Here is a 25,862-nt window from a genome sequence, read left to right on the forward strand (position 1 = left end):
AAAGTGATTGTAATGGGTGGCGCTAAATTAGCGCCGAACCCGTTTATTCCATGCAAAAACCCAGGTTTTGGCTTATTTTGGCCTAACTGGAATAATCATGGTGCTATCAGCCCTGCGGACAAAAACTGGGACCGCCTTATTGGCGTCTAAGCCCTTAACCAGGCTCTCAAACTGCTTTACCCCGGTAATGTCAGCATCCGCTATCCGGATAATGACATCGCCAGGACGCACCCCCGCACGCGCCAGAGGGCCGTCTCCCAGGCCCGTAACCTCAACACCACCACGGATATTGAGCTCCTTCTTCTTGCTATCCGAGGGCTCAGAAACCGCCACTCCAAGAGAGTTGGTATTCCCACCAGATGACCCGGAGTTATCCGACTTCTTGACGGCGGCCTGACCAGCTTCGGTATCGGCCACAGTCACCATCAAATCCTTGGTGCCCCCTTTGCGCCAGACTTGAACTGTTGCACTAGTTCCAGGCTTGGTTTCACCAACTGTTCTAGGCAGGTCGGTGGATTTTCCAATATCACGGCCATTGAAGCTCAGAATCACGTCGCCCGACTCAATGCCACCCGCTGCCGCTGGACCACCCGGCTCAACATTGCGAACGTAGGCTCCACGCGGCTTGCCCAAGCCTAAGCTCTCAGCAATCTCTTTAGTCATTTCACCTAAAGCGACGCCAATACGACCACGAGTCATTTTTCCATTGGTACGCAATTGATCTGCCACTCGCATAGCCTCATCAATCGGAATCGCAAATGAGATACCCATATAACCGCCAGAGCGGCTAAAGATTTGTGAGTTAATGCCGATAACTTGTCCGGCCGTATTCAATAAAGGGCCACCCGAATTACCAGGATTTACTGCCACGTCAGTCTGAATGAATGGCAAGTAGTCGCCAGTGTCGCGACTTTTAGCGGATACGATGCCTGCGGTCACAGTATTTTCCAAACCAAATGGGGAACCAATCGCCAATACCCACTCACCCACCCTCACACGAGATGAGTCACCCAGTGGCAACTTAGGTAAATCGCGCGCATCGATTTTGACAACCGCTACATCGGTGCGCTTATCCATACCCAGTAACTTTGCCTTGTACTCACGCTTGTCAGTCAAGGTAACGTAAATAGTATTTGCACCTTCAACCACGTGCGCGTTCGTCAAAATCAAACCATTGGATTCAATAATAAATCCTGAACCTACACCACGATCTGCTTCTTGAGGCTTGCCAGGATTGGGCTGAGCTTGTTTAGGTGCTCCAGGCAAACCTGGAATAGGTACCCCGAAGAAGCGACGGAAGAACTCGGCTTGATCCTCGGGCATTCCAGGGAAACCACCTTGAGCTTGCTGCTGCATTACTTTTTCAGTAGTACGAATATTGACTACGGCTGGACTAGCTCGCTCAACTAAATCAGCAAAATCTGGAATAGAGACGCGTGGGCTCTGGGCGCTGGCCTGAGGAATGAATGCAATTTGCCCCAAGCTAAAGATAGCCAAGAGTGCAATAAGATACTTTTTCATAATGCTATAGACCTGCTTGGTAAAAACCAATAATTAAAGAAACGAAGAAAGGAAATAACCTAGTAAGAATATTAGGTCAGTTTGCCAAAAATCAAGGTACCGTTAGTACCCCCAAAGCCAAAGTTGTTTTTGACGGCATGGTCGATCTTCACGTCACGAGCAGTATTGGCGCAGTAGTCCAAATCACACTCTGGATCTTGATTGAAGATGTTGATTGTTGGTGGAGACTTCTGGTTATGTAAGGCCAGAATAGTAAATACAGATTCCAAGCCGCCCGCACCGCCTAAAAGGTGGCCAGTCATCGACTTAGTAGAGTTAATCAGCGTCTTCTTAGCGTGATCGCCAAGGGCAGCCTTGATAGCGCCAGTTTCATTCTTATCACCCAACGGTGTCGAAGTGCCGTGCGCATTAATGTATTGAATCTGATCAGCATTCAAACCAGCATCGCGCATTGCATTCACCATGCAACGACGTGGGCCATCCATATTTGGGGCAGTCATGTGATACGCATCACCACTCATACCGAAGCCTAAGAGCTCACAGTAGATTTTTGCGCCACGCGCTTTAGCGTGCTCATACTCTTCAAGCACAACAACACCAGCACCCTCACCTAGAACGAAACCATCACGGTCTCTATCCCATGGGCGTGAAGCTGTTGCAGGGTCATCATTACGGGTAGATAGCGCTCTTGCTGAAGCAAAGCCACCAACACCCAATGCGGAAATTGTAGATTCGGCACCACCGGCAACCATCACATCAGCATCGCCATACTGAATTAAGCGTGCAGCCAATCCAATGCTGTGTAAACCTGTAGTGCAGGCAGTCACCGCGGCAACGTTTGGACCTTTAAGACCAAACAAGATACTGAGGTGGCCAGAAATCATATTAATGATTGAGCCTGGTACAAAGAATGGGGAGATGCGACGAGGGCCGCGAGCAAGCAACTCAGCGCCAGTCTCTTCAATCATCGGCAAACCACCGATACCTGAACCAACCATGACACCAACGCGCTCGGCGTTCTCTTCGGTTATCTGTAAACCGCTATCGCGAATTGCTTGCGTACCAGCAGCGATACCGTAATGGATAAAAGTATCCATATGGCGCGCCTCTTTGGCAGAAACATATTCTTCGACATTGAAATCTTTCACCTCGCCGGCGAAATGCACGCTCAGCGGAGTGTGGTCAAACTTCGTGATGGTAGCGATGCCTGATTTGCCCGCGAGCAAATTAGACCAAGCTACATCAACCGAGTTACCAACTGGTGAAATAAGGCCTAAGCCGGTAACAACAACCCGGCGACGGCCATTTGATGCTGACACAGTAATAGCTTTTAACTAAGCTAGGGAATTAACCCTGAGCTTTTGACTGAGCAAAATCGATAGCGAGCTGAACAGTAGTAATTTTTTCAGCTTCTTCATCCGGAATTTCAATCCCGAATTCATCTTCCAAAGCCATTACCAATTCAACAGTGTCAAGAGAGTCTGCGCCCAAGTCGTTCACAAAAGAAGATTCATTCTTGATATCTGCTTCTGCGACACCCAATTGCTCAGCGACGATCTTCTTAACGCGTTGTTCGATGTTATCCATTAATTCCCCCAAGGGTTGTAAAAAAACGATGAAAAGAATTTTATCAGCTTGGCGGACCGAATTAGCAATTCCGCCAAAAAATGATCAAATTTCTGCTTTATTTTTAGGCTAAATAAAGGCCGCCATTGACATGTAAGGTATTACCCGTAATGTACCCAGCCGCCGGGGACGCCAAAAATGCCACTGCCTGGGCCACATCTTCTGGGCTACCCAGGCGAGCCAAGGGAATGTTCGCTTTTAGGCTATTTTGCTGCTCTTCGCTCAAAGCACGAGTCATATCGGTATCAATAAATCCGGGCGCAACACAATTCACGGTGATATTGCGGCTGCCGATTTCACGAGCCAAGGCACGAGTCATGCCAGAAACGCCTGATTTAGCAGCTGCGTAATTGGCCTGCCCAGGGTTGCCCATATGACCAACAATCGAGGTGATATTGATAATGCGGCCAGCGCGTGCCTTCATCATTGGGCGCATTACCGCCTGCGACAAGCGGAAAACCGCACTTAAATTGGTATCAATAACGTCGGTCCACTCATCTGTTTTCATGCGCATGGCTAGGTTATCGCGTGTGATACCTGCGTTATTTACCAAAATATTGATGCCGCCAAAATCCTTAACGATCAAATCAATGATGTCCTCGCAAGCCTTTGGGTCAGTCACATTCAATACTTCACCACGACCACCGCTCGCCTGTAAGCGCGCATTGATAGCCTTGGCGCCATCCTCAGAAGTTGCAGTACCAATTACCTTGGCACCACATTTCACTAGCTCATCCGCAATGGCTTGACCAATACCGCGCGAAGCGCCGGTTACCAATGCAATTTGTCCGCTTAAGTCGAGATTCATATTTGTCTTCCGTCGTTTCTTTGTTATTTCTTTGATGCTTCTTTGATGTTTCTTATTTGTATTTTTACTTTACTGTAGCCAAGGCTTCGGTAAGGCTGGCTTCATCGAAAATAGGAATGCCAACAACATTCTCATTAATACGCTTAGTCAGCCCTGCCAATACCTTGCCAGGACCACATTCCACTACTTGAGTGATGCCCTGCTGAGCCATGGCATTAATAGTCTCTTGCCAACGTACAGGCTTAGCAGCTTGACGCACTAAGGCATCTTTAATAGCTGCTGGGTCATTGAGGACATTGACGTCAACGTTATTGACTACAGAAATAGAGGGAACCTTAAATTCAATATCCGCTAAGTAGCCTTTGAGTTTTTCAGAGGCAGGTTGCAGTAATGATGAATGGAATGGTGCGGATACTGGCAAGGGCAGAGCGCGTTTCGCGCCAGCTGCTTTGAGTAATTCACAGGCCTTAGTCACCGCATCACTTCCACCCGCAATCACTACTTGTCCTGGCGCATTGAAGTTCACTGCCTCTACTACACCACCAGAGGCTGCAGCAGCTTCAGCACAAACCGTCTTCACAATCGCATCATCTAAACCTAAGATCGCAGCCATACCGCCCGTACCAACTGGTACAGCCGTCTGCATTGCTTCAGCACGAAAGCGCACCAAAGGCACTGCATCTTTAAAAGAGATTACGCCGGCAGCAACTAAAGCGGAGTATTCACCCAAACTGTGACCCGCCATCATCTGAGGAACAGCGCCCCCAGAGGCCAACCAAGCGCGGTAAAACGCGATCGCTGCAGTCAACATTACTGGCTGGGTATTAGTTGTTAAAGACAATGCTTCTGCAGGACCTTCGGCAATGAGTTTTGCCACATCTTCACCCAAAGCTTCTGAAGCTTCCTGCAAAGTCGCACGAACTTCTGGGCGATCAGCAATAGAGTTGAGCATCCCAACTGATTGGGAGCCTTGGCCAGGAAATACAAATGCAAATGTCATAGGAATAATCGCTGAAGAATGGTTATTAATGTATTTTTAGCTTAGTACTTAATTGCTGCTGCACCCCAAGCAAAGCCACCGCCTACACCCTCTAATAAGAGATGTTGACCACGTTGAATTTGACCAGAGCGCACGCCAGCATCTAAGGCAAGCGGAATAGATGCAGCGGAAGTGTTGCCATGCTCATGCACGGTCACAATTACTTTATCCATTGACATACCCATCTTGCGAGCTGTGCTCTCCATGATGCGAATGTTGGCTTGATGTGGCACTAACCAATCAATTTGCTCTGGCTTGAGGTTGGCTTTTTCTAAAGCCTCATGCGCAACCTGCTCTAGCACCTTGACTGCCAGCTTAAATACCGCAGGACCATCCATGGTTAAGTAAGCGGATCCTTCTACGCCACCCTGCTTTGCACGTCCTGGGACACAGAGGATGTCGCGTTGACTGCCGTCAGCATGCAAGGCAGTAGCCAAAATGCCAGGCTCTTTCGAAGCTTCAAGAACCACTGCCCCAGCACCATCACCAAATAAAACGGAAGTAGTGCGATCTTGGAAATCCAAAATACGGGAAAAGGTTTCTGCACCAAGAACCAAAACTTTTTTGTAAGTGCCTGTGCGAATAAATGCATCCGCAATCGCGAGAGCATAAGTAAAGCCAGCACATACCGCCTGGACATCAAATGCTGCGCAATTGGTATGAGCGCCCAACTTATCCTGCACTACGCAAGCAGTGCTTGGAAAGCCACCTAAATGATCTGGTGTAGATGTTGCCAAAATAATAAGGTCAAGATCTTCTGAGGTGCAGCCAGCCGCCTCTAATGCAGCTTCAGCGGCTTTAACTGCTAAGTCACTGGTAAGTTGATTCTCTGCAGCAAAGTGACGAGCAGAAATGCCGCTACGAGTCACAATCCATTCATCGCTAGTCTCAAGACCAATCTTCGCCAAACGCTCAACGAGATCTTGATTGCTTAAACGCTGCTCCGGAAGATAACTTCCAGTGCCCGCTATCCGTGAATAAGTACTCATGATTATTTTGTCTCCGCCACAAAAGCTTGAGCGATACGCTCTACCATGCGATTTTTTGCTGCTTCATATGCCCTATCGAGCGCAAAACCAAATGCAAAACGATCTGCTGAGCCATGACTCTTAATTACACAACCGCGCAAACCTAAAAGTACTGCGCCGTTGTAACGACGATGATCCACACGCTTACGTACACGCAACAATGGCACCATGGCGCAAATCGCCATTAGCTTAGTAAGCCATGATCGATTGAATTCTTGTTTGATTAAGCCACTCATCATTTTCGCCAAGCCCTCGCTTGCCTTGAGAACAACGTTACCAACAAAGCCGTCGCACACCACGATATCCGTAGTGCCTTTAAAAATATCATTACCCTCTACGTTGCCGTAAAAGTTTAAGTTCGTTTGGCGTAGCAACTCACTCGTTTGCTTAACCACTTCATTCCCTTTAATCACCTCTTCACCAATATTGAGAAGACCGATTGAAGGGTTTTGTGTGCCATCTACAACCTGAACCATTACGTTAGCCATTTGTGCAAATTGCACCAAGTGCATTGGCTCACAATCCGCATTAGCACCGAGATCCAGCATGGTAGTACCGCGCCCTTTTTCGTTGGGGATCGCAGTAGCAATTGCAGGACGATCAACACCATCAAGGGTTTTGAGGATGTAGCGGGAGATCGCCATTAAGGCGCCCGTATTGCCAGAAGAGATGATCGCGTCAGCCAGACCTTCTTTTACCTGCTGAATAGCAACGCGCATAGAAGAATCTTTTTTACGACGCAATGCCACCTCAATGGGGTCATCCATCAAGACAACTTCAGCAGCGGGAATAATTTGAATGCGCTCCATTGGCGCTTTTGGAAATTTACTCAAGGCTTGCTTGAGCACTTCCGGATTGCCAACCAAGGCAATCTTCACATCAGCATGTTTTTCGAGAAAATCGCAACAAGCGGGAACCGTAACAACTGCCCCGTGATCTCCGCCCATGGCATCGATAGCAAGAGTGACACTCATAAAATCAAGTATTGCTGCAAGTGGTATTTTTCAAAGAAAAAAGCGGCTTTTAATGGAGCCGCTTCTATCTTTTAGACTAAAAAATTAGTCGTTTTTAGTTTTAACAACTTTACGACCACGGTAGTAGCCGTTTGGTGAAATGTGGTGGCGCAAATGAGCCTCACCAGTTGTGGCTTCAACAGCCGTAGCAGGTGCGGTCAAAAAGTCGTGCGCACGGTGCATGCCACGTTTGGATGGGGATTTTTTATTCTGTTGGACGGCCATATTGAACTCCTAAGCAAGGCGACATTCTAGCATGAAAATTGCGCTAAATGCTTGATTAATTGATAAAACAGGTTTGAAAAGCCACTCCTAATGCGAGTGGTCTAATCAATTTTTCTTCATATTTTTCAATATGTTAAAGGGATTTTGGGGCTTTTCAGAGGCTTCCGCAGTTTCTCCGCCCTCCCCGAATGAAGAGGCATGTGGCTTACAAGTGCCATCTGGATGCTTTGGAATTAAGGGCATAGAGAGGAGAATTTCGTCCTCAATTAGCCCCAAAAGGTCAAAGTGCTGGCTAGCTACCAAAGGCTCTTGTTGGTCATCCTCCATTGGGAAGGCATCCGCTTCCTCCTCAGAGGCCACCATGACAAATCGACTCTCTTGAGCCAAATCTAGGCCGCAGTCCTGCAAACAACTCTGACAAACCAGGTGAATACGCCCTTTTACGGCTAATTCCAGAATTTGCCGGGGCTCGGAACCCGGAGAATCGGCAAAATGGGTCTTTACCTCCCAACGAAAGCCATCGCCAGGCTCGATGCTGGAGGCCTCCTCAGCTACCCTTGGCAAGGCTGAAATCTCCAAAAAACCAGACCCTTGATAAGACTGGGGGGCGCAAAAATCGATCCGGCTCAAAGCCTTGGGATCGGTGGATAGCTCAACTTGAGGTAAAACTTGATTACGATTCATGACATCAGTCTAAATGAAGGCTTCAGCGAAAGTACAAGTAGTGATGAGTAATTCTGCAAAAAAACTAATTCTGGCATCTACCTCGGTCTATCGTCGAGAGCTCTTAGAGCGCCTGCGCATTCCTTTTGACGTCATCTCACCCAAAGTGGATGAAACCCCCTTACCTGGTGAAAGCACTTTAGATTTAGCCTTGCGCCTAGCAAAAGCCAAAGCTGCCGCAGTTGCAAAAGATTGCCCTGAAGCTTGGGTCATTGGCTCCGATCAAGTAGCCGACCTTTGTGGAGCTGCAATTGGTAAACCAGGAAACTTTGAGCGAGCCATGGCGCAGCTGCAACTCATGCGTGGTGCAACAGTCACTTTTCAAACGGCGCTATGTCTGATGCATGGCGATGTCGAAACCACAATCAATGTTCCTACGGAAGTTACCTTTCGCAAACTATCGGATGATGTTCTAGAGGCATATCTCCACGCCGAAGAACCCTACGATTGCGCTGGTAGTGCCAAATCCGAAGGCTTGGGAATTTCACTCTTGGAATCCATTAAGAGCGATGATCCTACAGCCTTGATCGGCCTGCCATTAATTGCGCTGAGCGGCCTCTTGCGTGAAGCTGGTTTTGTCATTCCAGCAAAGAAGTAAAAAAATAAAAAGTGAAACTAAATAAATGAGCTCAACCTTAGGCACCCTCTTTTTAATTCCCAATACTTTGGGTGATGATTCTCGAGTTGAACAATTACCGTGGGTGTTACCAAGCCAAACGATTACTCAAACTGCCAAGCTGACTCATTGGATTGTTGAGGATGCAAAAACCGCCCGTGCTTTTTTAAAAGCAGTCGATAGCGTCTCACCCTTAGCGTGCACCATACAAGAAATGCAGATGAGTGAGTGGCGTGGCGTGGCGCGCAATGCTAAGTACGGCGATGCCGTTAAACCAATGGATTTACTCAAGCCGCTAATCGCTGGTAAAGACATGGGACTCATGTCAGAGGCAGGTGTTCCCGGTGTTGCGGATCCTGGTGCAGAGCTTGTACTAGCAGCACATAAGCTAGGCGCTAAAGTAAAACCAATGGTTGGCCCAAGCTCGATTTTGTTAGGTCTTATGGCTAGCGGTTTGAATGGGCAGCGCTTTGCGTTTCAGGGCTATGTTCCGCATGATGCACAAGATCGCATCGCGCGATTGAAGCAGTTGGAAGTGGAATCTAGAAAGTTGCAGCAAACGCAAATTTGGATTGAGACACCGTATCGCAATACTGCGATGCTGATGGCTTGCCTGAGTGCACTTTCACCGCAATCGATGCTTTGCATGGGAATGGATTTGAGCCTACCAACGGAGATGGTCACTACGCTATCAATTGCAGACTGGCGTAAGCGCTTTCCGAATGAAGCTGCCTGCGCTTCATTACAAAATAGGCCAGCAGTATTTCTATTGCTGGCCTAGGTGTTTTTTTGCCGCCTTATTGATCTATCGTTTTTTACTTTAGATCAGGAGTCTTAATTAGCGCCTTGCCAGCTGCAGAACCTACTTCAGCACCAAAACGTTTAGCAACACGTTCCGCGAAATTCTCTTTCATGGTGTAGTCCAGAATATCCGGCGCTTTAAAGATATCGCGCGCTACAGTCTCTACTGTTCCATAGCCATCTACCAAGCCAATTTTGATTGCCTGCTCGCCATTCCAAACGCGGCCTGAGAAAATCTCTGGCGTTTCTTTTAAGCGATCGCCACGACCCGCTTTAACCACCGCAATAAATTGCTGATGAATCTCATCGATCATGGTTTTGATCATCTCCACTTGCTGTGGATTTTCTTTGGAGAACGGATCCATCATTCCCTTGTTCGAGCCCGCAGCAATCATGCGACGAGTTACACCTAACTTATCCATCAAGCCAGTGAAACCAAAGCCCTCCATGATCACGCCAATAGATCCCACCAAGCTAGCCTTATCAACCAAAATTTGGTCGCCCGCAACAGCAACGTAGTAACCACCTGAAGCGCAGATATCTTCCACGACTACATAAAACGGCTTACTTGGATAGAGTTTGCGTAAGCGATGAATCTCGTCATTCATCATGCCCGCTTGAACTGGAGAGCCCCCAGGACTATTGATGCGCAAGACTACGCCAGCACTATTTTCATTTTCAAAAGCAGCTGTTAAAGATGAATTGATATCCAAAGCATTGGCCATCGAGCTAGAAGAAATCTCCCCTTCCAGAGTAACTAAAGCCGTGTGCTTCTCCATTCCCATGCCGCGCCCTGGCAGATGGAAATCAAATACTGCTAGCACTGCGCCAACAAACACAATGAGCGTCAGAATACGAAACACCGCTTTCCAGCGACGCGCCTTACGAGTCTCTTTTAAATTCTCTAGCAATAAATGCTCGAGAGCTTGACGCTCCCAATTTTGATTGGCGTTCTCGGATTGATTTTGATCCATCTTTTTAATCCTTAATGACTAACTAGTTTTTAACAGTGAGATTCTGACTTAACCAACTCGCCAGCTGTGAGACATCATCAACATGAATCAGTGATGGCGCTTCTTTTAAAGTGCTCGGTGGGTGCGCCCCATAAGTTACCGCGACCGCATCAACTCCAGCATTTGCCGCCATATCTAAATCATGGGTGGTATCACCAATCATCAACATGCGACGCATCGGCACCTGCATGACATCCGAAAGCTCTAGAAGCATCCCAGGGTGGGGCTTAGAGAAGGATTCATCTGCAGTGCGCGTTTCATGGAACATCTGCTCAAGCTGGTGATGCTTTAAAGATCGATCTAATCCCACGCGAGATTTACCCGTGGCAACACCTAAAAGATAACCATCCTCGCGCAAGCTGTGAAGTAACTCACGAATACCCGGAAATAAATCGAGTTCGTGATCTTTGGCGAGGTAGTGATAACGAAAGCGTTCAGTCAATTTTGGGAAATGCGCTGGCTCAATCCATGGCACCGCTCTTCTGAGTGAATCCTGAATACCCAAGCCAATAACAGAGCTGGCCAAAGTGTCGTCTGGCTCTTTGAAACCCAAATCACGACACGCCTGCTGAATACAGCTCACGATCGTCGGCGTGGAATCCATAATGGTTCCATCCCAATCCCACACAATCAGGTCATAACGTCTATCGGGCTTTTGCTCTTCAGGCATTACTAGGCACTTCAAAAGTTTTCATCATCGCTGTAAATTCAGCGGGTAGTGGTGATTCAATGCGCATTTTCTCGCCAGTACGTGGATGAGTAAAGCCAGCCAAGTGGGCATGCAAATACAAGCGTTTAGATTTCACAGCCTTGTCTCGGTCTTCAAAGCCGTATTTATCGTCACCCAAAATGGAATGACCTAATTTTTGGAGGTGCACGCGGATTTGGTGGGTACGCCCAGTTTTCAACTGAGCCTCAGCCAAGGTAATGGCTAGCTCTCCGCGCTTCATTACTTTCGTAACACGCAAAGCAGTGTGGCTTGGTAGACCATCTGGATCAACACGAACACGACGCTCACCATTGGCCAATAGGTATTTATGTAATGCAAACTTCAGTTGCATCGTGCCCGCACTCTGAGCAATTTCTCCATGGGCTAGCAAGTAGTAACGCTTGTCCGTTTGACCTTCACGGATTTGGCGATGCAATTCCACCAAGGCGCTGCGCTTCTTTGCCAAAAGCAAGACACCCGAAGTATCTCGATCTAAACGGTGAACCAATTCCAAGAATTTGAGCTCAGGACGGGTAATGCGCAGGGTTTCAATTACACCCAGGGCGATACCTGAACCACCATGAACCGCCAAACCTGCTGGTTTATTAACTATTAATAGCGCTTCATCCTCATACAAAATTGGCATTTTGTCGGAATATCCCTGTGCCCGAGACTTGGTTTGGGCGGTATTGACCGCCGCCATTTGGGCTGGCTCGGCAATCCTAACTGGGGGAACCCTAACAACATCCCCTTCAATTAAGCGTGTAGTTGGTTCAGCTCTTTTCTTATTCACCCGAACTTCGCCAGAGCGAATAATCCGGTAAACGTGGCTTTTGGGAACCCCTTTAGCCCAACGCAAGAGGTAGTTATCCAGTCGCTGGCCAGCCTCTTCCGGACCAATGGTCTGAAGATGAACGGCAGCCGGAGCGGTGGTTTTTACCTGTGAAGGCTTGGAAATGGGTTCGGATTTCATGATTTATCTCTTTTGTCGCCTCGACAGGGGTCGACAAGGGACTCAACAATACCCCATTGTCGTTCAACTTGTGCCGTATAATCAACGCTCTAGCCAATTTATTGGCCCGAGACTGACCTGATTCAGGTTCGAATCGTGGAGCTTGGAGTCGCCCTTAATAGACTCCCGGGGTTGCCCCTCCCCCGTTGTAATGAGGCGCAGGGTTGGTGTGCCGTATGCCGCGACCCGCGATTAGAAGACAGTTTTCAGGCGCGCGCCTGCATTGATGACCTAAAGGAGGTCTCTGCGGCGATCGTCAAGTGTGGCACCGGTTTAACAACATTGAACTTGGTGTACCAGGCAATAAATGCCTGGATTTGTTTGATCCACACTCCAAAGCCGCCAATGGGCTATGCCCCAAGCGGTATCTAACCTGTCCCTAACGCAGCGCGCAACGACGCACTCCCAATAGGAGAGTGTTATGAAACGCATGTTATTTAATGCAACTCAACAAGAAGAGTTGCGAGTTGCCATCGTCGATGGTCAAAAACTCATCGATATCGATATCGAAGCTGCCGGTCGTGAACAACGCAAAGGCAATATTTACAAAGGTGTTATTACTCGCATTGAGCCTTCGCTCGAAGCTTGCTTTGTAAATTACGGCGAAGAACGTCATGGCTTTCTGCCATTTAAAGAAGTCGCCCGCACCTACTTTAAAGAAGGTATTGATGTCCGTAATGCCTCTATTAAAGATGCCTTACGCGAAGGCCAAGAAATCATTGTTCAGGTAGAAAAAGAAGAGCGTGGCCAAAAAGGTGCCGCCCTAACCTCCTTTATCTCCCTGGCAGGTCGTTATTTGGTATTGATGCCAAATAACCCACGTGGAGGCGGTGTTTCTCGTCGCATTGAAGGCGAAGATCGTCAAGAACTCCGTGAAGCAATGTCCCAATTACACGTACCAGATGGCATGAGCATCATTGCTCGTACAGCCGGTATTGGCCGTGACGCTACTGAATTGCAATGGGATTTAAGTTATCTCATGCAGTTGTGGACAGCGATTGATGAGGCCGCTAAAGGCAACTCAGCACCATTATTGATTTACCTCGAATCCAGCTTAGTGATTCGTGCGATTCGTGATTACTTCCAACCAGATATCGGCGAGATCCTCATCGATACGGATGACATCTACGAGCAAGCTGCAGCCTTTATGTCCGTAGTAATGCCAGATAACTTACCTAGAGTGAAGCGTTACCAGGACGATGTTCCATTGTTCTCCCGCTTCCAAATCGAGCATCAGATTGAAACTGCTTACTCACGTACCGTGCCATTGCCATCTGGCGGCGCGATCGTGATTGACCACACTGAAGCTTTGGTTTCAGTTGACGTTAACTCTGCACGTGCAACCCGCGGCTCCGATATTGAAGAGACTGCTACTCGCACCAACCTAGAAGCTGCCGATGAAATTGCCCGTCAAGCACGTTTACGTGACTTGGGTGGCTTGATCGTGATCGACTTCATTGATATGGAATCGAGCAAGGCTCAGAAAGATGTTGAGAATCGCCTACGTGATGCTCTGCGTCATGACCGTGCTCGCGTTCAAATGGGCAAGATCTCCAAGTTTGGCTTGATGGAGATGTCACGCCAGCGTTTACGCCCTGCCCTCTCTGAAGGCAGCCACGTAACCTGCCCACGTTGTAACGGCACAGGCCATATCCGTGATACCGAATCTTCTGCATTGCAAGTCTTGCGCATCATCCAAGAAGAAGCAATGAAAGAAAACACTGCCGCTATTCATAGTCAAGTTCCAGTCGAAGTGGCTGCATTCTTGCTCAATGAGAAGCGCGCTGAAGTTATCAAGATTGAGACACGCTTCAAGGTCAACGTCTTGATGATTCCGAACAAGCATCTCGAAACTCCACATTACAAGCTTGAGCGTTTGCGCCATGACGATCCACGTCTTGATGATCAAAAAGCGAGTTATGTAATGGCTGAAGAAGCTGCTGCTGAACTCGAGACCGATACTGCGGTCAGTCGTAAAGATGCCGACGTTAAAGTTCGCCCTGAAGCTGCTGTAAAAGGTATTACGCCAAATGCACCAGCACCAGTAAGCCAGCCACGTCCTGCGCGCACTGAAAAAGCGAGCACTGAAACTGCAAGCACTGGTGGATTCTTCGGATTCATCAAGAGCTTATTCTCTTCAGCGCCTGCGCCAGAAGTAAAACCTGCTCCTAGCGCACCACGTGGTCGCAATCAAAACAATCGCAATGGCAATAACCGCAATCGCGGTCGTCGTGGCGAACGTAACGATCGCGCTGAACGTCCAGCTGAAGGTGCAGCAAATACTGAAGGTGGAAATGCTCCACGCGAAGCAGGTTCAGGCAGAGGTCGTCAAGACGGTCGTAACCGCAACGGGAATAACGGCAATCGCAACCAAAACAATCAAAATCCAAAACCAGAAAATCAAGCTGCGGTAACTCCAGCTACTGAGGCTGCACCCGGTACTGATACAGCACCAAGCGCGGATGGCGAAGAGCGTCGTGGTCGTGGTCGCAACCGTCGTGGTCGTGGCCGTGGTCAACGTGGCGAGCGCACTGAGTCCAACGGTGATGCAGCGATTGCTTCTGTTGTTGCAGTAGCAACCTCATTCTCAGGCCCACCAGTAGGAATGGCGGGAGCATCTGCTTCCATGCCGATTCAGAACATTGCTCAAAGCTTTGGAAATACTGTTGCGCCTACAGCCTCTAACGAAGTAAAAGAGCGCGCACCCCGCGCACCTAGAGAGCCAAGGGAGCAACGTGCACCACGTCAAAGCAATCGCCCTGATAACGCTGCTGCAGCTCCTGCCCCACAGGCAGCAGCTAAGCCAGCGCCAGCTATTGAGGTAATTGCAAAGCCGATGCCTGAGCTTCCTAAGGTTGCCTTCCAGGCACTCGAGGAAACTCCATTGCATAGCGTAGTTCAATCTGCTGGCATGGTTTGGGTAGCTACAGACTCCAGCAAGCATCAAGAAGCACAATCGCAAATCAAAGCTGAGCCAGAAGTTTTGCCTACGGGCAGAACTCCTAAAGCTCCAGTTAGCTTGCAAAATGGTCCAATGGTTTTAGTTGAAACCGGCGGCCAAGAAAAAACGGTTTAATCCAATTTCTCCAGACTGCTATTTATCCCACAAGGATATTTGGCAGTTTGGCAGAAACACCGTTTCACAGCCATAATTAGGCATGGTTGAAAAAGTAATCCCCATACGTTTAGATGAAGGCAAAGGCCTGACGCCGTCCATTCCTGGACAGCTTGTTGCCGCCAATACTTCAACCAAAGATACTCGGGGACGTCCTCTACGTGATTTACGAATCTCCGTAACGGATCGATGCAATTTCCGCTGCACCTATTGCATGCCTAAGGAAATCTTCGACAAAGACTATCCCTACCTCTCTCATAATGAATTACTCAGCTTTGAAGAGATCACTCGCTTAACGAATATCTTTGCTTCTCTAGGCGTGGAAAAAATTCGCCTCACTGGTGGCGAGCCTTTGCTACGTAAAAATCTCGAAGTGCTGATTGAGATGCTAGCGAAGATTCGCACTACGGCAGATCAACCCCTTGATCTAACACTCACTACCAATGGCAGCATTTTGCGCAAGAAGGCGGCTGCATTAAAAGCAGCAGGCTTGCATCGCTTAACCATTAGCCTTGATGGCTTGAATGATGATGTCTTCAAAAAAATGAATGATGTCGACTTTCCCGTTACGGATGTGCTCGACGGAATTGCAGCCGCTCAAGAGGCGGGTTTTACCAATCTCAAAGTTAATATGGTTGTTAAGAAGGGCACAAACGATCAAGAGATTATTGGTATGGCCAAGCATTTCAAAGGTAGCGGTGTAACGCTGCGCTTTATTGAGTTCATGGATGTGGGCAGCTCTAACGGCTGGGATATGTCACAAGTGCTTCCATCGCAAGAAGTGGCAAATCGTATTAATGCCATGTTTCCGATAGAGCCTATTGAGGCCAACTATCCAGGTGAAGTGGCTCAGCGCTGGCGCTATGTTGATGGCTCCGGCGAAATTGGTTTTATCTCTAGCGTCACACAAACTTTTTGTCACGAGTGCACGCGTGCTCGCATCTCTACAGATGGTCAGCTCTATCTTTGCCTATTTGCAAACGAAGGTTTTGATTTCAAAACGCTATTACGTTCCGATAGAAGTGATTTAGAAATTGCCAACGCCATCATGTCAACATGGTCCGGACGCAATGATCACTATTCGGAAATTCGGGGATCCAATACCGCAGGATCGAAATCTTCTCGCAAAGTAGAGATGTCCTACATCGGCGGCTAATGATTACTTCAGCACAAATTACTGGACTTATTCTGGCAGGTGGCCGCGCCCAAAGAATGGGTGGCATAGATAAGGGCTTAATCCCCTTTCATGGTAAACCCCTCATTGAATCCGCTATTAGCAGACTCAAGCCCCAGGTCAGTACTATTTTGATTAATGCCAACCGCAGCATTACAAAGTATTCGCACTATGGCTATCCAGTACTCATGGATGAAACCCCAGACTTCTCTGGCCCATTAGCTGGGTTCTCAGTCGGCTTGAAGCATTGCAAAACACCCTACCTACTAACATCGCCTTGCGACTCCCCTTTATTGCCATTCGATCTTGCCCAAAAAATGGCAGCCGAACTAGAAGGCAATAATTTAGAGCTCGTCTTTGCCTCCTCAAAAGAAGAGGATGGAAAGATTTGGTCACAACCTGTTTTTTGCTTAATGAAAAGTAGCTTGCAGGATTCTTTGAATACCTTTTTAAGTAAGGGCGACTTAAAGATTGATCGCTGGTTTAAGGAATTGCGTTCGGGCACAGTGGTTTTTGAAAACCCGCAAGCATTTTCTAACGTCAACACTCCAGAAGAGTTAGCTGCTTTAGAAAGAATTTCTCCATGTCCGACCTAAAGCGTATTCCCCCAAGCGACCCCATTTATATCAGCGGCTCACTACATGTCGATCAAGCTCGCATAGCGATTTCCGACTTAGTAAAAGACTTGATCGCAGAATCTCATGAGAGATCTGAGTCTGATGCAATTGAATGCATCACCCTAGATCAAGCAATTAATCGCATTCTTGCGAAAGACTTGCTTTCGCCGATTGATGTTCCGGTCGCCGATAACTCGGCCATGGATGGCTTTGCATTCAATGGTGATTGCCTGGGCGATGGCGAGGATCTCGTAACCCTGAAGGTGGTGGGCACTGCCTATGCTGGCAAGCCCTATGAAGGCAGCATTGCTCATGGCGAATGTCTCAAAATCATGACCGGCGCTCTAATGCCGAGTGACTGCGATACCGTGATTCCCCAAGAATTTACAGAACCCCAGACTCCTGACAATAGCTCGATCGTTTCATTTAAGCAAAACCGAGTGAAGCGCGGAGAAAACCGTCGCTTGCGTGGCGAAGACTTACAAAGCGGCAAGCCAGCAATTACTGCAGGACGTTTATTGCGGCCTTCTGATCTGGGTCTAGCAGCCTCCCTTGGCTTGTCCGAACTTCATGTGCATCGAAAATTGCGGGTCGCCATTCTCTCTTCAGGCGATGAATTGCGCCCACTAGGACAAGCTTTAGAGGCTGGCAATATTTATGACAGCAATCGTTATAGCTTAATCGGACTACTGAAACGTCTTGATCTCGAAATCATTGATTGCGGGATTGTGCGAGATGATCCAAGCTCACTCAAGGCGGCATTTATAGAGGCGGCCAGCAAAGCGGATGTACTCATCTCATCTGGAGGAGTCTCCGCTGGCGAAGCAGACTTCACCAAGCAAATCATGCAAGAACTGGGTGATGTGGGTTTTTGGAAAATCGCCATGCGTCCAGGTCGCCCCATGGCTTTTGGAGTATTGAAGCCAGTTCAGGGGTCAAAGCATAAGACACTCTTCTTTGGTTTGCCTGGCAACCCAGTAGCGGTCATGGTGACTTTCTACCAGTTTGTCCGTTCTGCATTATTGCAACTCAATGGTACAAGTCAGACTGAGCCGCCAATGATGCAGGCGATTGCAGAGACCCCCATTCGAAAGCGTCCCGGAAGAACAGAGTATCAACGTGCCATCTTGGTGCGTGGTCCAGATGGAAAGCCTACAGTCAAACTGACTGGTAGCCAAGGTGCCGGAATTTTACGATCTATGAGTGAGGCAAATTGCTTTGTCATCCTGGCTCACGACCAAGGAAATGTTGCAGCTGGTGACTGGGTAGATGTGGCGCTTTTCGACGGACTGCTTTAAGATTGCACCTCATGAAACTCACCAAAAAAGAAATTGCCTTCGTAGATCCAATGCATACCGCCAAAACCCTGGTTTTGGTTTACCTCTGCTTCTCTGTACCGATTGTGTTGTTGGCCTTGTTTGTAGCCTTCATTCGTGACGGCGCTATTCCTGGATTTACCGTTCTCTCCGCATTAATTCTTAATGCCTTACTTGGTTTCGCTTTGCTCTGGATTGCCTGCAAGGTTTACAACTGGGTAGCAGGTAAATTTGGTGGGATTGAGCTTGCTCTTCGCGAGCTCCCAGAAGAAATCGAAGCCGACTAATTATTCAGTCGACTTCGTTTCATTTCTTAAGTCTGACTTTTACCCTCTAGCACTTCAGCATTAATTAAGCTTGGCGGTTTTTTTCCATCAAGCGCTGCTCGTAAATTTTCTACTGCGAGATCTACCATCGCTCTACGCGTTTTTTCTGTGGCGCTCGCGATGTGCGGAGCCAGCACAATATTGCTGCACTTGAGTAACTCGGGATGTACTTGAGGCTCACCTTCAAAAACATCTAAGCCGGCTGCAAAGATCCATCCACTTTGCAATGCTTGTGCCAAAGCCGCATCATCCACAATGCCGCCACGGGCAATGTTAATCAGGGTTGCAGACGGTTTCATCATCGCAATTTCTACAGCGCCAATCGTGTGATGATTTTGTGCGGTGTAAGGTAGTACCAACACCACATGATCAGCAGTGCGGAGTAATTCTTCTTTTGAAACATAAGTGGCGCCACACGCTTTTTCATCAGCATCAGAGAGATGGCTGCGGTTATGATAAATCACTTTCATACCAAAACCCAAAGCGCGCTTAGCGATCCCTTGACCAATACGGCCCATGCCAATAATGCCAACAGTACTGTGATGCAGGTCCATGCCTAATGGATTATTCACAATCGACCACTGATCCCACTTGCCCGCCCTAACCCAATGCTCTGATTCTGTAATACGCCTTGCAGTTGCCATCAACAATGCAAAACCAAAATCCGCTGTTGTATCCGTAAGAACATCAGGGGTATTAGTAGCCATGACGCCAGCAGCAGTAATCGCTGGGACATCAAAATTGTTGTAACCGACAGAAATATTAGCGACCACTTTCAAATTCTTAGCCTGAGCAAGGGCTGTAGCATCAATTCGATCACTTCCCGCCACCAGGGCGCCCTCCACCTCTGAAAGTGCCTTTTGAAGCTCCTCAGGGGTCAAAATTTTGTCGGACTGGTTGGAGTGAACCTCATAGGATTCCTCTAATTTGGCTAATGCCTCAGGAAATATGGCCCTTGCAACCAAAATCTTCGGTTTGGAGGTGCTTGTGGGGGTAATGGCTGATGTATTCATAGCGTGACTTTACCTCAAGTAAATTGATGCTTTTGCCTGAAAAATAGGCTGATTCGGCTAAAATTGAGTTTTATAACTTAGCAGTCCATTGATCTGGACTCCTCACCTGTTAACCATCATGACTTACGTTGTTACCGAAGCTTGTATCCGCTGCAAATATACCGATTGCGTTGATGTCTGCCCAGTCGATTGTTTTCGCGAAGGTCCTAACTTTTTAGTAATCGATCCCGATGAGTGCATCGATTGCGCAGTATGCGTACCTGAGTGCCCAGTCAATGCAATTTATGCTGAAGATGATGTGCCAGGAGATCAACAGGCATTCATTAAATTAAATGCTGAGTTGTCTCCATCATGGACATCCATCACTAAATCCAAAGCTGCATTGCCAGAAGCTGAAGAGTGGAAAGACGTTAAAAATAAACTCGACCAACTGGTAAAGTAAATTGCACTCCCCCATTGAAACCGATGCAGTCATTATTGGCGCCGGTCCGGTGGGACTCTTCCAAGTCTTCGAGCTTGGACTCCTAGAAATCAAAGCGCATGTCATTGACTCCCTACCTGAAGTAGGCGGTCAGTGCATCGAGCTGTATCCAGACAAACCAATCTACGACATTCCGGCGATTCCGATTTGTACTGGTCGTGAGCTGGTGAGCAATCTGCTCAAACAAATTGAGCCGTTCAAGCCACAGTTCCACCTAAATCAAGAGGTCTCCACCCTTGAGAAGCAAGCTGATAGCCGCTTTCTAATTAAGACCTCCCAAGATCAGCAGTTTTTAACAAAAACGGTTTTCATTGCTGCTGGTGTTGGCGCCTTTCAACCGCGCACACTCAATCTGGATGGCATTGAGGCATTAGTAGATAAACAAGTCTTCTATCGCGTCAGAAATCCTGAGCAATTTACTGGTAAGCACATCGTCATTTGTGGTGGTGGCGACTCTGCTCTGGACTGGGCCTTACATTTTATCGATCAAGCCGCAAGTGTGATACTGATTCACCGCAGAGATGAATTCAAAGCAGCACCTCAATCAATCACTAAGATGCGCGCGCTTTGCGCGGCCGGTAAGATGCAACTCATCATTGGACAAATTACCGGTCTTGAGGCCTCCAATGACATTCTCACGGAAATTGCCGTCACCAATATTGATGGTGAAGTGCAAGACATTGGTCTAGATGCGCTCTTATTGTTTTATGGCCTCTCCCCGAAATTAGGCCCCATTGCCGACTGGGGTCTCGATATTGATCGCAAGCAAATTGCTGTGGATACGGCCTGCTTTCAGACCAGCACGCCCGGTATTTACGCCGTTGGCGATATCAATATTTACCCAGGCAAGAAAAAGCTGATTCTGTCAGGCTTTCATGAGGCAGCCTTGGCAGCCTTTGCCGCAGCAGCCTATCTAGCCCCTGAAAAGCAGATTCAACTCCAGTACACCACCACCTCACCAAAGCTACATAAAGCGCTTGGGGTAAGTCCACCAACATTCGAGTAAGCTCTTAATATCACTGAATCATTTAGCTGAATATACCTATGCGTCAATATCACAATCTTATGAAGGAAGTCCTCGAAAAGGGCGTCCAAAAATCCGATAGAACCGGAACCGGAACGATATCTATCTTCGGCCACCAGATGCGCTTTAATCTGGCAGAAGGCTTTCCGATGGTCACCACTAAGAAGCTCCATCTCAAGTCCATCATCTTGGAGCTACTATGGTTTCTCAAAGGTAGTACCGACAACAACTGGCTCAAAGAGCGTGGCGTTTCTATTTGGAATGAATGGGCAGCCCCAGATGGTGACCTAGGTCCGATTTACGGCTACCAGTGGCGTTCATGGCCTGCACCTAATGGTGAGCATATTGACCAAATCGCAGAGGTTGTAGAGACCCTTAAAAAGAATCCTGACTCACGTCGCATTGTTGTTTCTGCGTGGAACGTAGCTGATATTCCTCGCATGGCTTTAGCACCTTGCCATGCTTTCTTTCAGTTCTACGTTGCTGATGGCAAGTTGTCTTGCCAACTGTATCAACGTAGTGCGGATATCTTCTTGGGCGTACCTTTCAATATTGCTAGCTACGCTCTACTGACCCACATGATGGCTCAGCAATGCAATTTAGAAGTGGGTGACTTTGTATGGACTGGTGGTGATTGTCATCTCTATAGCAACCACTTAGAGCAAGTTGATCTTCAGCTATCCAGAGACTTCTTCCCGTTACCTAAGCTCAATATTCTACGCAAGCCAGATTCCATCTTCGATTATGAATTCGAAGATTTTGAAATCGCTGGCTACGAATCCCATCCCGCCATTAAAGCTCCTGTAGCTGTTTAAGAAATTAGATCCTCATGACTGTAGCCAAGCATCCCGCTATCTCAATGATTGTTGCCCGCTCACGTAATCACGTGATTGGTCGTGACAATCAAATGCCTTGGAAGATTTCTGCTGATTTGCAGTTCTTCAAAAAAGTAACAATGGGCCATCCCGTCATCATGGGTCGCAAGACTTGGGAATCTATCGGTCGCCCGCTTCCTGGACGCCGCAATATCGTTGTGAGTCGCAATACCGATCTCAAATTGACCGGCGCAGAAGTAGTTAACTCACTCGATGCAGCACTTGTCACTTTAAATGAATTCCCCCGCGTATTTGTGATTGGTGGAGAACAACTCTTTACCCAAGCTTTTCCCAAGGCGGACCGCCTTTACATCACCGAGATTGAAATCGATGTAGATGGTGGCGACACCTTCTTTGAAGTTCCAAACCAATCCGAATGGAAAGAGATTGAGCGTACTCCAGCATCTGAAGGCGAAATTACGTTTAATTTCATTACGCTTGAGCGCAAGTAATTAGACGGACTGAGCTTTAAAAGATAAAGGGCCCTGAGGGGCCCTTTCCTAATCTACTGATTGCACTTTTAGCATCACAGCTTCTTAGCAAAACTGTATTGTGCAAATGCTTGCTCGGCCACGTTAAACCACTGCGCTTCCATATTTCTGAAGGCCCGATAATCTTCGAAGATTTTCTTGAACTGGGGATTCTTTGCAGATTCCTCAGCATAGGTCTCTTGGCTAGCCTTAAAGCAGGCATCCATGACTGAGGTATTGAACTTACGCAATACTGCGCCACCCTGAACAAGGCGTTGCAATGCCGGTGGATTCAAAGCATCGTACTTGGCACACATATCAGTGTGAGCCTCAAAGCAGGCTGCCTGCCATGCTGCCTGGTATGCAGGCGGCAATGAATCCCACTGCTTTTTATTTACCAAGAATGAGAGGCCAGCTGCCCCCTCCCAAAATGCAGGGTAGTAATAATTTTTAGCTACTTTAGCTAAACCTAATTTCTCATCATCGTAAGGGCCCACAAATTCAGCGGCATCAATCGTGCCTTTTTCTAGAGCTGAATAAATTTCACCAGCAGGTAACTGTTGTGGCACTACACCTAACTTCGCAAGCACCTGTCCAGCAAAGCCAGCGATACGGAATTTAAGCCCCTTGAGATCCTCTGGAGACTTAATCTCTTTGCGGAACCAGCCACCCATTTGAGTGCCAGTTTGGCCACCCAAGAAGTTCACGATGTTGTAACTTGCATAGAGCTCACGCATTAACTTCATGCCATTGCCATGCAACATCCAAGCAGATTGCTGGCGTGCCGTCATACCAAATGGCGCGGCCGTATCAAAAATAAATGCACTGTTCTTGCCCAAGTAGTAGTAGCTGGCGGTATGACCGCACTCCACCGTCCCGTTTTGCACGGCATCTAATACTTGCAATGCTGGGACCACTTCACCAGCGGCAAACACTTTGACATTGAACTTGCCATCAGTAGCTTTACGCAAAGCATTGGCAAATACCTCTGGGGTGCCATACAAAGTATCTAATGATTTAGGAAAGCTCGAGACCAAGCGCCAATTAAGGGTTGGCAAGCTCTGCGCAATTGATGGGGCAGCCAATGCGGCTGCACCTGCACCAATAGTGGCCTTCTTCAAAAAGGAACGTCTTTGCATCTTCTTCTCCTCCAAAATTATTTACCACCAACCGTCATGGATCCAATCAGAATAGAGCCTGTTTCTTTGGTTCCCCGAATTAATGAATCGCTGCCGATCATCTGAATATCCATCAGCATATCGCGCAGGTTACTCGCAATCGTAATTCCTTCGACTGGATACTGGATCTCACCGTTCTCTACCCAGTAACCAAAAGCGCCACGAGAGTAATCACCGGTGACATAGTTCACGCCCTGCCCCATAAGTTCAGTCACGAGCAAGCCTGTACCCATCTCTTTAAGGAGCGCAGGCAATCCACCCTTAGGTGTCTTGCGACTTTGTAATGTCAGGTGATGAGAACCACCAGCATTACCTGTAGTTTTCATACCCAGCTTTCTAGCGGAGTAGGTAGATAAGAAATAGCCTTGCAACACGCCCTTATCAACTACCGTCCTTGCGCTTGTCTTTACACCCTCTTCATCAAAAGGTGCGCTACCTGTCATCGACTTCAGATGAGGATTTTCAAAAAGGCTAACGTGCTTTGGTAAGACTTGTTTACCCAAACTATCCAATAAAAAGCTAGAACGACGATAAAGAGCACCACCAGAAACAGCCTGTACCAATCCACCTAGTAGGCCAGCCGCCAAAGGTGCTTCAAAGATCACAGGGCAGCGTCGAGTAGTTAATGACCTTGCCTTGAGACGTGAGAGCGCACGCTCTGCAGCATATTTTCCAATCGAAGCTGGATCAGCCAGCTCCTCAGGGATGCGCGAACTGGAATACCAGTCATCTCGTTGCATGAGTGACTTCTTACCGCCTTCATTTGCAATTGGTGCGCACGAAATGTAATGACGTGAGAATGGATAGCCCCCCATAAAGCCGTGGCTTGTCCCCATCATGAAATGCGCATGATGCGCCGATACCGAAGCACCGTCGCTATTTTTAATTTGTTTGCTGACTGCAAAGGCAGCGCCTTCGGCGGTGCGCGCAATATCAATTGCTGTTGCCGAATCCAAATCCCATGGATGAAATAAATCTAAGTCGCGCGGATGTTTTTCAAGCAGCTCTTTTTCAGCAGGGCCTGCGCATAAATCTTCGGCTGTATGTTGGGCAATATGGTACGCAGCCTCAACCGTCGCCTTTAAAGAATCTTTAGAAAAATCACTGGTACTGGCATTGCCGCGACGATGACCTAAAAAGACTGTGACGCCAACTTGTTTATCCAAGCTTTGCTCAATGGTTTCAACCTCGCCCTTGCGAACGGTGACCGAAAGGCCTTGCCCCTCTGAAACCTCTGCCACAGCATCCGAGGCACCCCGCCTTTTGGCTTCCGTGAGCATGAAATCAATGATTTCTTGAAACTGATTTGATGAGTATGTAAACATGCCCTAATAATAGCTAGAATAGAAACATGAAGCATACCGAAGCCTGGAAAAGATCCTTCCCAAACGAAATCAAAATCGGCCTAATCTCGATCTCCGACAGAGCGAGCAAGGGCGTCTACACCGACGAGGGTATCCCTGCCCTGCAAATGTGGCTACAAACTGCTATCAGCACCCCCTGCGTCTTTCATGAGCGCCTTATTGCCGATGAGCGGGAGATCATTACCGAAACAATCGTGGAGCTGACTGACGATCTCGGCTGTGATTTAGTCCTCACCACAGGCGGTACAGGACCTTCTCGTAGAGATGTGACACCTGAAGCCACTATGGATGCCGGAACCCGGGAAATGCCCGGATTTGGCGAGCAAATGCGCCAAATTAGCCTACGCTTTGTACCCACCGCCATTTTGTCGCGCCAAACGGCTGTTTTACGAGAAATCGATGGTCACACCGCCCTGGTTATCAATTTGCCAGGTCAACCTAAATCCATCAAAGAAACACTCGAAGGATTAAAGGATGCCGAAGGTAAATCCATTGTTCCCGGTATCTTTGCCGCAGTCCCCTACTGCATCGACTTGATCGGTGGCCCCTATATCGAAACGGATGAATCTATCATCAAGGCTTTTAGACCCAAGAGTGCCATTAAGAAATAAGGCGAGTAGTCATTTTGAAAAGTAAAAAGGGTCTATTTGAACTGACCCACAAAAGTTGGACACCAAATCCAACTCAAGGGGGTCAGTCTCATGTCCAAATACAGCAAAGAGTTCAAGCTAGAAGTTATTCAGCATTACCTCTCCGGTAAGGGTGGTTTTAAAGC

The 25,862-nt window shown here is 47.9% G+C and carries 28 protein-coding genes; 13 read left to right on the forward strand and 15 right to left on the reverse strand.

The window, feature by feature from the left end; translation table 11 throughout:
• Positions 1–72 precede the first annotated feature (72 nt).
• The 9 genes from ICN11_RS09890 to ICN11_RS09930 all read right to left on the reverse strand — a co-directional run bounded on the left by ICN11_RS09890 (position 73) and on the right by ICN11_RS09930 (position 7,944).
• Entirely contained in the window at positions 73–1,521 is a 1,449-nt protein-coding gene (locus tag ICN11_RS09890) for a DegQ family serine endoprotease (RefSeq protein ID WP_216230243.1), read from the reverse strand.
• A gap of 71 nt (positions 1,522–1,592) precedes the next feature.
• Positions 1,593–2,840, reverse strand: coding sequence for a beta-ketoacyl-ACP synthase II (gene fabF / locus ICN11_RS09895; protein ID WP_216230244.1), 1,248 nt, complete (start codon positions 2,838–2,840; stop codon positions 1,593–1,595).
• 28 nt (positions 2,841–2,868) lie between these two features.
• A complete protein-coding gene (acpP, locus tag ICN11_RS09900) occupies positions 2,869–3,108 on the reverse strand; it encodes an acyl carrier protein (protein ID WP_015421596.1) in 240 nt (79 codons plus the stop codon).
• A gap of 103 nt (positions 3,109–3,211) precedes the next feature.
• Positions 3,212–3,955: a 3-oxoacyl-ACP reductase FabG gene (gene fabG, locus ICN11_RS09905; protein WP_015421598.1), complete on the reverse strand. Its 744-nt coding sequence runs from the start codon at positions 3,953–3,955 to the stop codon at positions 3,212–3,214.
• Between the two features lie 64 nt (positions 3,956–4,019).
• Complete coding sequence (gene fabD, locus ICN11_RS09910; RefSeq protein ID WP_216230245.1) at positions 4,020–4,955, reverse strand: ACP S-malonyltransferase; 936 nt, start codon at positions 4,953–4,955, stop codon at positions 4,020–4,022.
• Between the two features lie 41 nt (positions 4,956–4,996).
• Positions 4,997–5,983 (reverse strand): beta-ketoacyl-ACP synthase III, encoded by a 987-nt coding sequence (locus ICN11_RS09915; protein WP_216230246.1) that lies wholly within the window; start codon positions 5,981–5,983, stop codon positions 4,997–4,999.
• A gap of 2 nt (positions 5,984–5,985) precedes the next feature.
• Complete coding sequence (gene plsX / locus ICN11_RS09920) at positions 5,986–6,996, reverse strand: phosphate acyltransferase PlsX (RefSeq protein WP_216230247.1); 1,011 nt, start codon at positions 6,994–6,996, stop codon at positions 5,986–5,988.
• A gap of 84 nt (positions 6,997–7,080) precedes the next feature.
• Positions 7,081–7,260 carry a 50S ribosomal protein L32 gene (gene rpmF, locus ICN11_RS09925; protein WP_011902241.1) on the reverse strand — a complete coding sequence of 60 codons (180 nt, stop codon included), beginning with the start codon at positions 7,258–7,260 and terminating at the stop codon, positions 7,081–7,083.
• 105 nt (positions 7,261–7,365) lie between these two features.
• Positions 7,366–7,944, reverse strand: coding sequence for a DUF177 domain-containing protein (locus ICN11_RS09930; RefSeq protein WP_216230248.1), 579 nt, complete (start codon positions 7,942–7,944; stop codon positions 7,366–7,368).
• A gap of 13 nt (positions 7,945–7,957) precedes the next feature.
• Between ICN11_RS09930 and ICN11_RS09935 the strand changes: the two genes are divergently transcribed.
• Together ICN11_RS09935 and ICN11_RS09940 are read left to right on the forward strand one after the other, a co-directional pair.
• Positions 7,958–8,581: a Maf family nucleotide pyrophosphatase gene (locus tag ICN11_RS09935; protein WP_370623627.1), complete on the forward strand. Its 624-nt coding sequence runs from the start codon at positions 7,958–7,960 to the stop codon at positions 8,579–8,581.
• A gap of 25 nt (positions 8,582–8,606) precedes the next feature.
• A complete protein-coding gene (locus ICN11_RS09940; protein ID WP_216230249.1) occupies positions 8,607–9,380 on the forward strand; it encodes an SAM-dependent methyltransferase in 774 nt (257 codons plus the stop codon).
• Between the two features lie 34 nt (positions 9,381–9,414).
• Here ICN11_RS09940 and ICN11_RS09945 read toward each other — a convergent pair whose 3' ends face one another.
• The 3 genes from ICN11_RS09945 to ICN11_RS09955 are packed head-to-tail and all read right to left on the reverse strand — an operon-like array spanning position 9,415 to position 12,095.
• Positions 9,415–10,374, reverse strand: a complete 960-nt coding sequence (locus ICN11_RS09945; RefSeq protein ID WP_216230250.1) for a S49 family peptidase — start codon at positions 10,372–10,374, stop codon at positions 9,415–9,417.
• A 22-nt stretch (positions 10,375–10,396) separates the two neighbouring features.
• Positions 10,397–11,083: an HAD-IIIA family hydrolase gene (locus tag ICN11_RS09950; protein WP_216230251.1), complete on the reverse strand. Its 687-nt coding sequence runs from the start codon at positions 11,081–11,083 to the stop codon at positions 10,397–10,399.
• Positions 11,076–12,095 carry an RluA family pseudouridine synthase gene (locus ICN11_RS09955; RefSeq protein ID WP_216230252.1) on the reverse strand — a complete coding sequence of 340 codons (1,020 nt, stop codon included), beginning with the start codon at positions 12,093–12,095 and terminating at the stop codon, positions 11,076–11,078. The genes ICN11_RS09950 and ICN11_RS09955 overlap by 8 nt, the downstream gene beginning before the upstream one ends.
• 171 nt (positions 12,096–12,266) lie before the next feature.
• On the opposite strand from ICN11_RS09955, the gene ICN11_RS09960 reads away from it, so the two are divergent.
• The 6 genes from ICN11_RS09960 to ICN11_RS09985 all read left to right on the forward strand — a co-directional run bounded on the left by ICN11_RS09960 (position 12,267) and on the right by ICN11_RS09985 (position 18,643).
• Positions 12,267–12,506 (forward strand): hypothetical protein, encoded by a 240-nt coding sequence (locus ICN11_RS09960; protein ID WP_216230253.1) that lies wholly within the window; start codon positions 12,267–12,269, stop codon positions 12,504–12,506.
• A gap of 49 nt (positions 12,507–12,555) precedes the next feature.
• Positions 12,556–15,210, forward strand: a complete 2,655-nt coding sequence (locus tag ICN11_RS09965; RefSeq protein WP_216230254.1) for an Rne/Rng family ribonuclease — start codon at positions 12,556–12,558, stop codon at positions 15,208–15,210.
• An 82-nt stretch (positions 15,211–15,292) separates the two neighbouring features.
• Positions 15,293–16,405, forward strand: a complete 1,113-nt coding sequence (gene moaA / locus ICN11_RS09970) for a GTP 3',8-cyclase MoaA (protein ID WP_216230255.1) — start codon at positions 15,293–15,295, stop codon at positions 16,403–16,405.
• Complete coding sequence (gene mobA / locus ICN11_RS09975; protein ID WP_216230256.1) at positions 16,405–17,019, forward strand: molybdenum cofactor guanylyltransferase MobA; 615 nt, start codon at positions 16,405–16,407, stop codon at positions 17,017–17,019. The genes moaA and mobA overlap by 1 nt, the downstream gene beginning before the upstream one ends.
• Complete coding sequence (gene glp / locus ICN11_RS09980; RefSeq protein WP_216230257.1) at positions 17,007–18,338, forward strand: gephyrin-like molybdotransferase Glp; 1,332 nt, start codon at positions 17,007–17,009, stop codon at positions 18,336–18,338. The genes mobA and glp overlap by 13 nt, the downstream gene beginning before the upstream one ends.
• A gap of 11 nt (positions 18,339–18,349) precedes the next feature.
• A complete protein-coding gene (locus tag ICN11_RS09985) occupies positions 18,350–18,643 on the forward strand; it encodes a hypothetical protein (RefSeq protein WP_015421612.1) in 294 nt (97 codons plus the stop codon).
• 26 nt (positions 18,644–18,669) lie between these two features.
• Here the strand turns inward: ICN11_RS09985 and ICN11_RS09990 are convergent, their stop codons facing one another.
• The gene (locus tag ICN11_RS09990) at positions 18,670–19,695 is read right to left on the reverse strand and encodes a D-glycerate dehydrogenase (protein WP_216230258.1); all 1,026 of its coding nucleotides are present in this window, start codon (positions 19,693–19,695) and stop codon (positions 18,670–18,672) included.
• 118 nt (positions 19,696–19,813) lie between these two features.
• Between ICN11_RS09990 and fdxA the strand changes: the two genes are divergently transcribed.
• From fdxA to ICN11_RS10010, 4 genes are read left to right on the forward strand one after another with little or no spacing between them, the layout of a single operon-like run.
• A complete protein-coding gene (gene fdxA / locus ICN11_RS09995; RefSeq protein WP_041485149.1) occupies positions 19,814–20,137 on the forward strand; it encodes a ferredoxin FdxA in 324 nt (107 codons plus the stop codon).
• Between the two features lies 1 nt (position 20,138).
• On the forward strand, positions 20,139–21,182 hold the full coding sequence (locus ICN11_RS10000) for an NAD(P)/FAD-dependent oxidoreductase (protein ID WP_216230259.1): 1,044 nt from the start codon (positions 20,139–20,141) through the stop codon (positions 21,180–21,182).
• A gap of 38 nt (positions 21,183–21,220) precedes the next feature.
• Entirely contained in the window at positions 21,221–22,015 is a 795-nt protein-coding gene (locus ICN11_RS10005) for a thymidylate synthase (protein WP_216230260.1), read from the forward strand.
• A gap of 14 nt (positions 22,016–22,029) precedes the next feature.
• Positions 22,030–22,527 carry a dihydrofolate reductase gene (locus ICN11_RS10010; RefSeq protein ID WP_216230261.1) on the forward strand — a complete coding sequence of 166 codons (498 nt, stop codon included), beginning with the start codon at positions 22,030–22,032 and terminating at the stop codon, positions 22,525–22,527.
• A gap of 74 nt (positions 22,528–22,601) precedes the next feature.
• On the opposite strand, the gene ICN11_RS10015 is transcribed toward ICN11_RS10010, so the two are convergent.
• Complete coding sequence (locus tag ICN11_RS10015) at positions 22,602–23,684, reverse strand: TRAP transporter substrate-binding protein (protein ID WP_216180211.1); 1,083 nt, start codon at positions 23,682–23,684, stop codon at positions 22,602–22,604.
• A gap of 17 nt (positions 23,685–23,701) precedes the next feature.
• On the reverse strand, positions 23,702–25,048 hold the full coding sequence (gene pmbA / locus ICN11_RS10020; protein ID WP_216230262.1) for a metalloprotease PmbA: 1,347 nt from the start codon (positions 25,046–25,048) through the stop codon (positions 23,702–23,704).
• Between the two features lie 26 nt (positions 25,049–25,074).
• Here pmbA and mog point away from each other — a divergent pair, with 26 nt between their 5' ends.
• Positions 25,075–25,698 carry a molybdopterin adenylyltransferase gene (gene mog, locus ICN11_RS10025; RefSeq protein ID WP_216230263.1) on the forward strand — a complete coding sequence of 208 codons (624 nt, stop codon included), beginning with the start codon at positions 25,075–25,077 and terminating at the stop codon, positions 25,696–25,698.
• The last annotated feature ends 164 nt before the right edge of the window (positions 25,699–25,862 follow it).

Source organism: Polynucleobacter sp. 78F-HAINBA (genome assembly GCF_018882325.1).
GTDB lineage: Bacteria > Pseudomonadota > Gammaproteobacteria > Burkholderiales > Burkholderiaceae > Polynucleobacter.

Coding starts and splice junctions, on each gene's coding strand:
- ICN11_RS10005 (WP_216230260.1), top strand. CDS start 21,221: ATGCGTCAATATCACAATCTTATGAAGGAAGTCCTCGAAAAGGGCGTC.
- ICN11_RS10015 (WP_216180211.1), bottom strand. CDS start 23,684: ATGCAAAGACGTTCCTTTTTGAAGAAGGCCACTATTGGTGCAGGTGCA.
- ICN11_RS09945 (WP_216230250.1), bottom strand. CDS start 10,374: ATGGATCAAAATCAATCCGAGAACGCCAATCAAAATTGGGAGCGTCAA.
- ICN11_RS09915 (WP_216230246.1), bottom strand. CDS start 5,983: ATGAGTACTTATTCACGGATAGCGGGCACTGGAAGTTATCTTCCGGAG.
- pmbA (WP_216230262.1), bottom strand. CDS start 25,048: ATGTTTACATACTCATCAAATCAGTTTCAAGAAATCATTGATTTCATG.
- ICN11_RS09965 (WP_216230254.1), top strand. CDS start 12,556: ATGAAACGCATGTTATTTAATGCAACTCAACAAGAAGAGTTGCGAGTT.
- glp (WP_216230257.1), top strand. CDS start 17,007: ATGTCCGACCTAAAGCGTATTCCCCCAAGCGACCCCATTTATATCAGC.
- ICN11_RS09940 (WP_216230249.1), top strand. CDS start 8,607: ATGAGCTCAACCTTAGGCACCCTCTTTTTAATTCCCAATACTTTGGGT.
- ICN11_RS09935 (WP_370623627.1), top strand. CDS start 7,958: ATGAAGGCTTCAGCGAAAGTACAAGTAGTGATGAGTAATTCTGCAAAA.
- fdxA (WP_041485149.1), top strand. CDS start 19,814: ATGACTTACGTTGTTACCGAAGCTTGTATCCGCTGCAAATATACCGAT.
- ICN11_RS09985 (WP_015421612.1), top strand. CDS start 18,350: ATGAAACTCACCAAAAAAGAAATTGCCTTCGTAGATCCAATGCATACC.
- ICN11_RS09950 (WP_216230251.1), bottom strand. CDS start 11,083: ATGCCTGAAGAGCAAAAGCCCGATAGACGTTATGACCTGATTGTGTGG.
- fabD (WP_216230245.1), bottom strand. CDS start 4,955: ATGACATTTGCATTTGTATTTCCTGGCCAAGGCTCCCAATCAGTTGGG.
- moaA (WP_216230255.1), top strand. CDS start 15,293: ATGGTTGAAAAAGTAATCCCCATACGTTTAGATGAAGGCAAAGGCCTG.
- mobA (WP_216230256.1), top strand. CDS start 16,405: ATGATTACTTCAGCACAAATTACTGGACTTATTCTGGCAGGTGGCCGC.
- ICN11_RS09955 (WP_216230252.1), bottom strand. CDS start 12,095: ATGAAATCCGAACCCATTTCCAAGCCTTCACAGGTAAAAACCACCGCT.
- ICN11_RS09990 (WP_216230258.1), bottom strand. CDS start 19,695: ATGAATACATCAGCCATTACCCCCACAAGCACCTCCAAACCGAAGATT.
- fabG (WP_015421598.1), bottom strand. CDS start 3,955: ATGAATCTCGACTTAAGCGGACAAATTGCATTGGTAACCGGCGCTTCG.
- mog (WP_216230263.1), top strand. CDS start 25,075: ATGAAGCATACCGAAGCCTGGAAAAGATCCTTCCCAAACGAAATCAAA.
- rpmF (WP_011902241.1), bottom strand. CDS start 7,260: ATGGCCGTCCAACAGAATAAAAAATCCCCATCCAAACGTGGCATGCAC.
- ICN11_RS09890 (WP_216230243.1), bottom strand. CDS start 1,521: ATGAAAAAGTATCTTATTGCACTCTTGGCTATCTTTAGCTTGGGGCAA.
- ICN11_RS10010 (WP_216230261.1), top strand. CDS start 22,030: ATGACTGTAGCCAAGCATCCCGCTATCTCAATGATTGTTGCCCGCTCA.
- ICN11_RS09930 (WP_216230248.1), bottom strand. CDS start 7,944: ATGAATCGTAATCAAGTTTTACCTCAAGTTGAGCTATCCACCGATCCC.
- plsX (WP_216230247.1), bottom strand. CDS start 6,996: ATGAGTGTCACTCTTGCTATCGATGCCATGGGCGGAGATCACGGGGCA.
- acpP (WP_015421596.1), bottom strand. CDS start 3,108: ATGGATAACATCGAACAACGCGTTAAGAAGATCGTCGCTGAGCAATTG.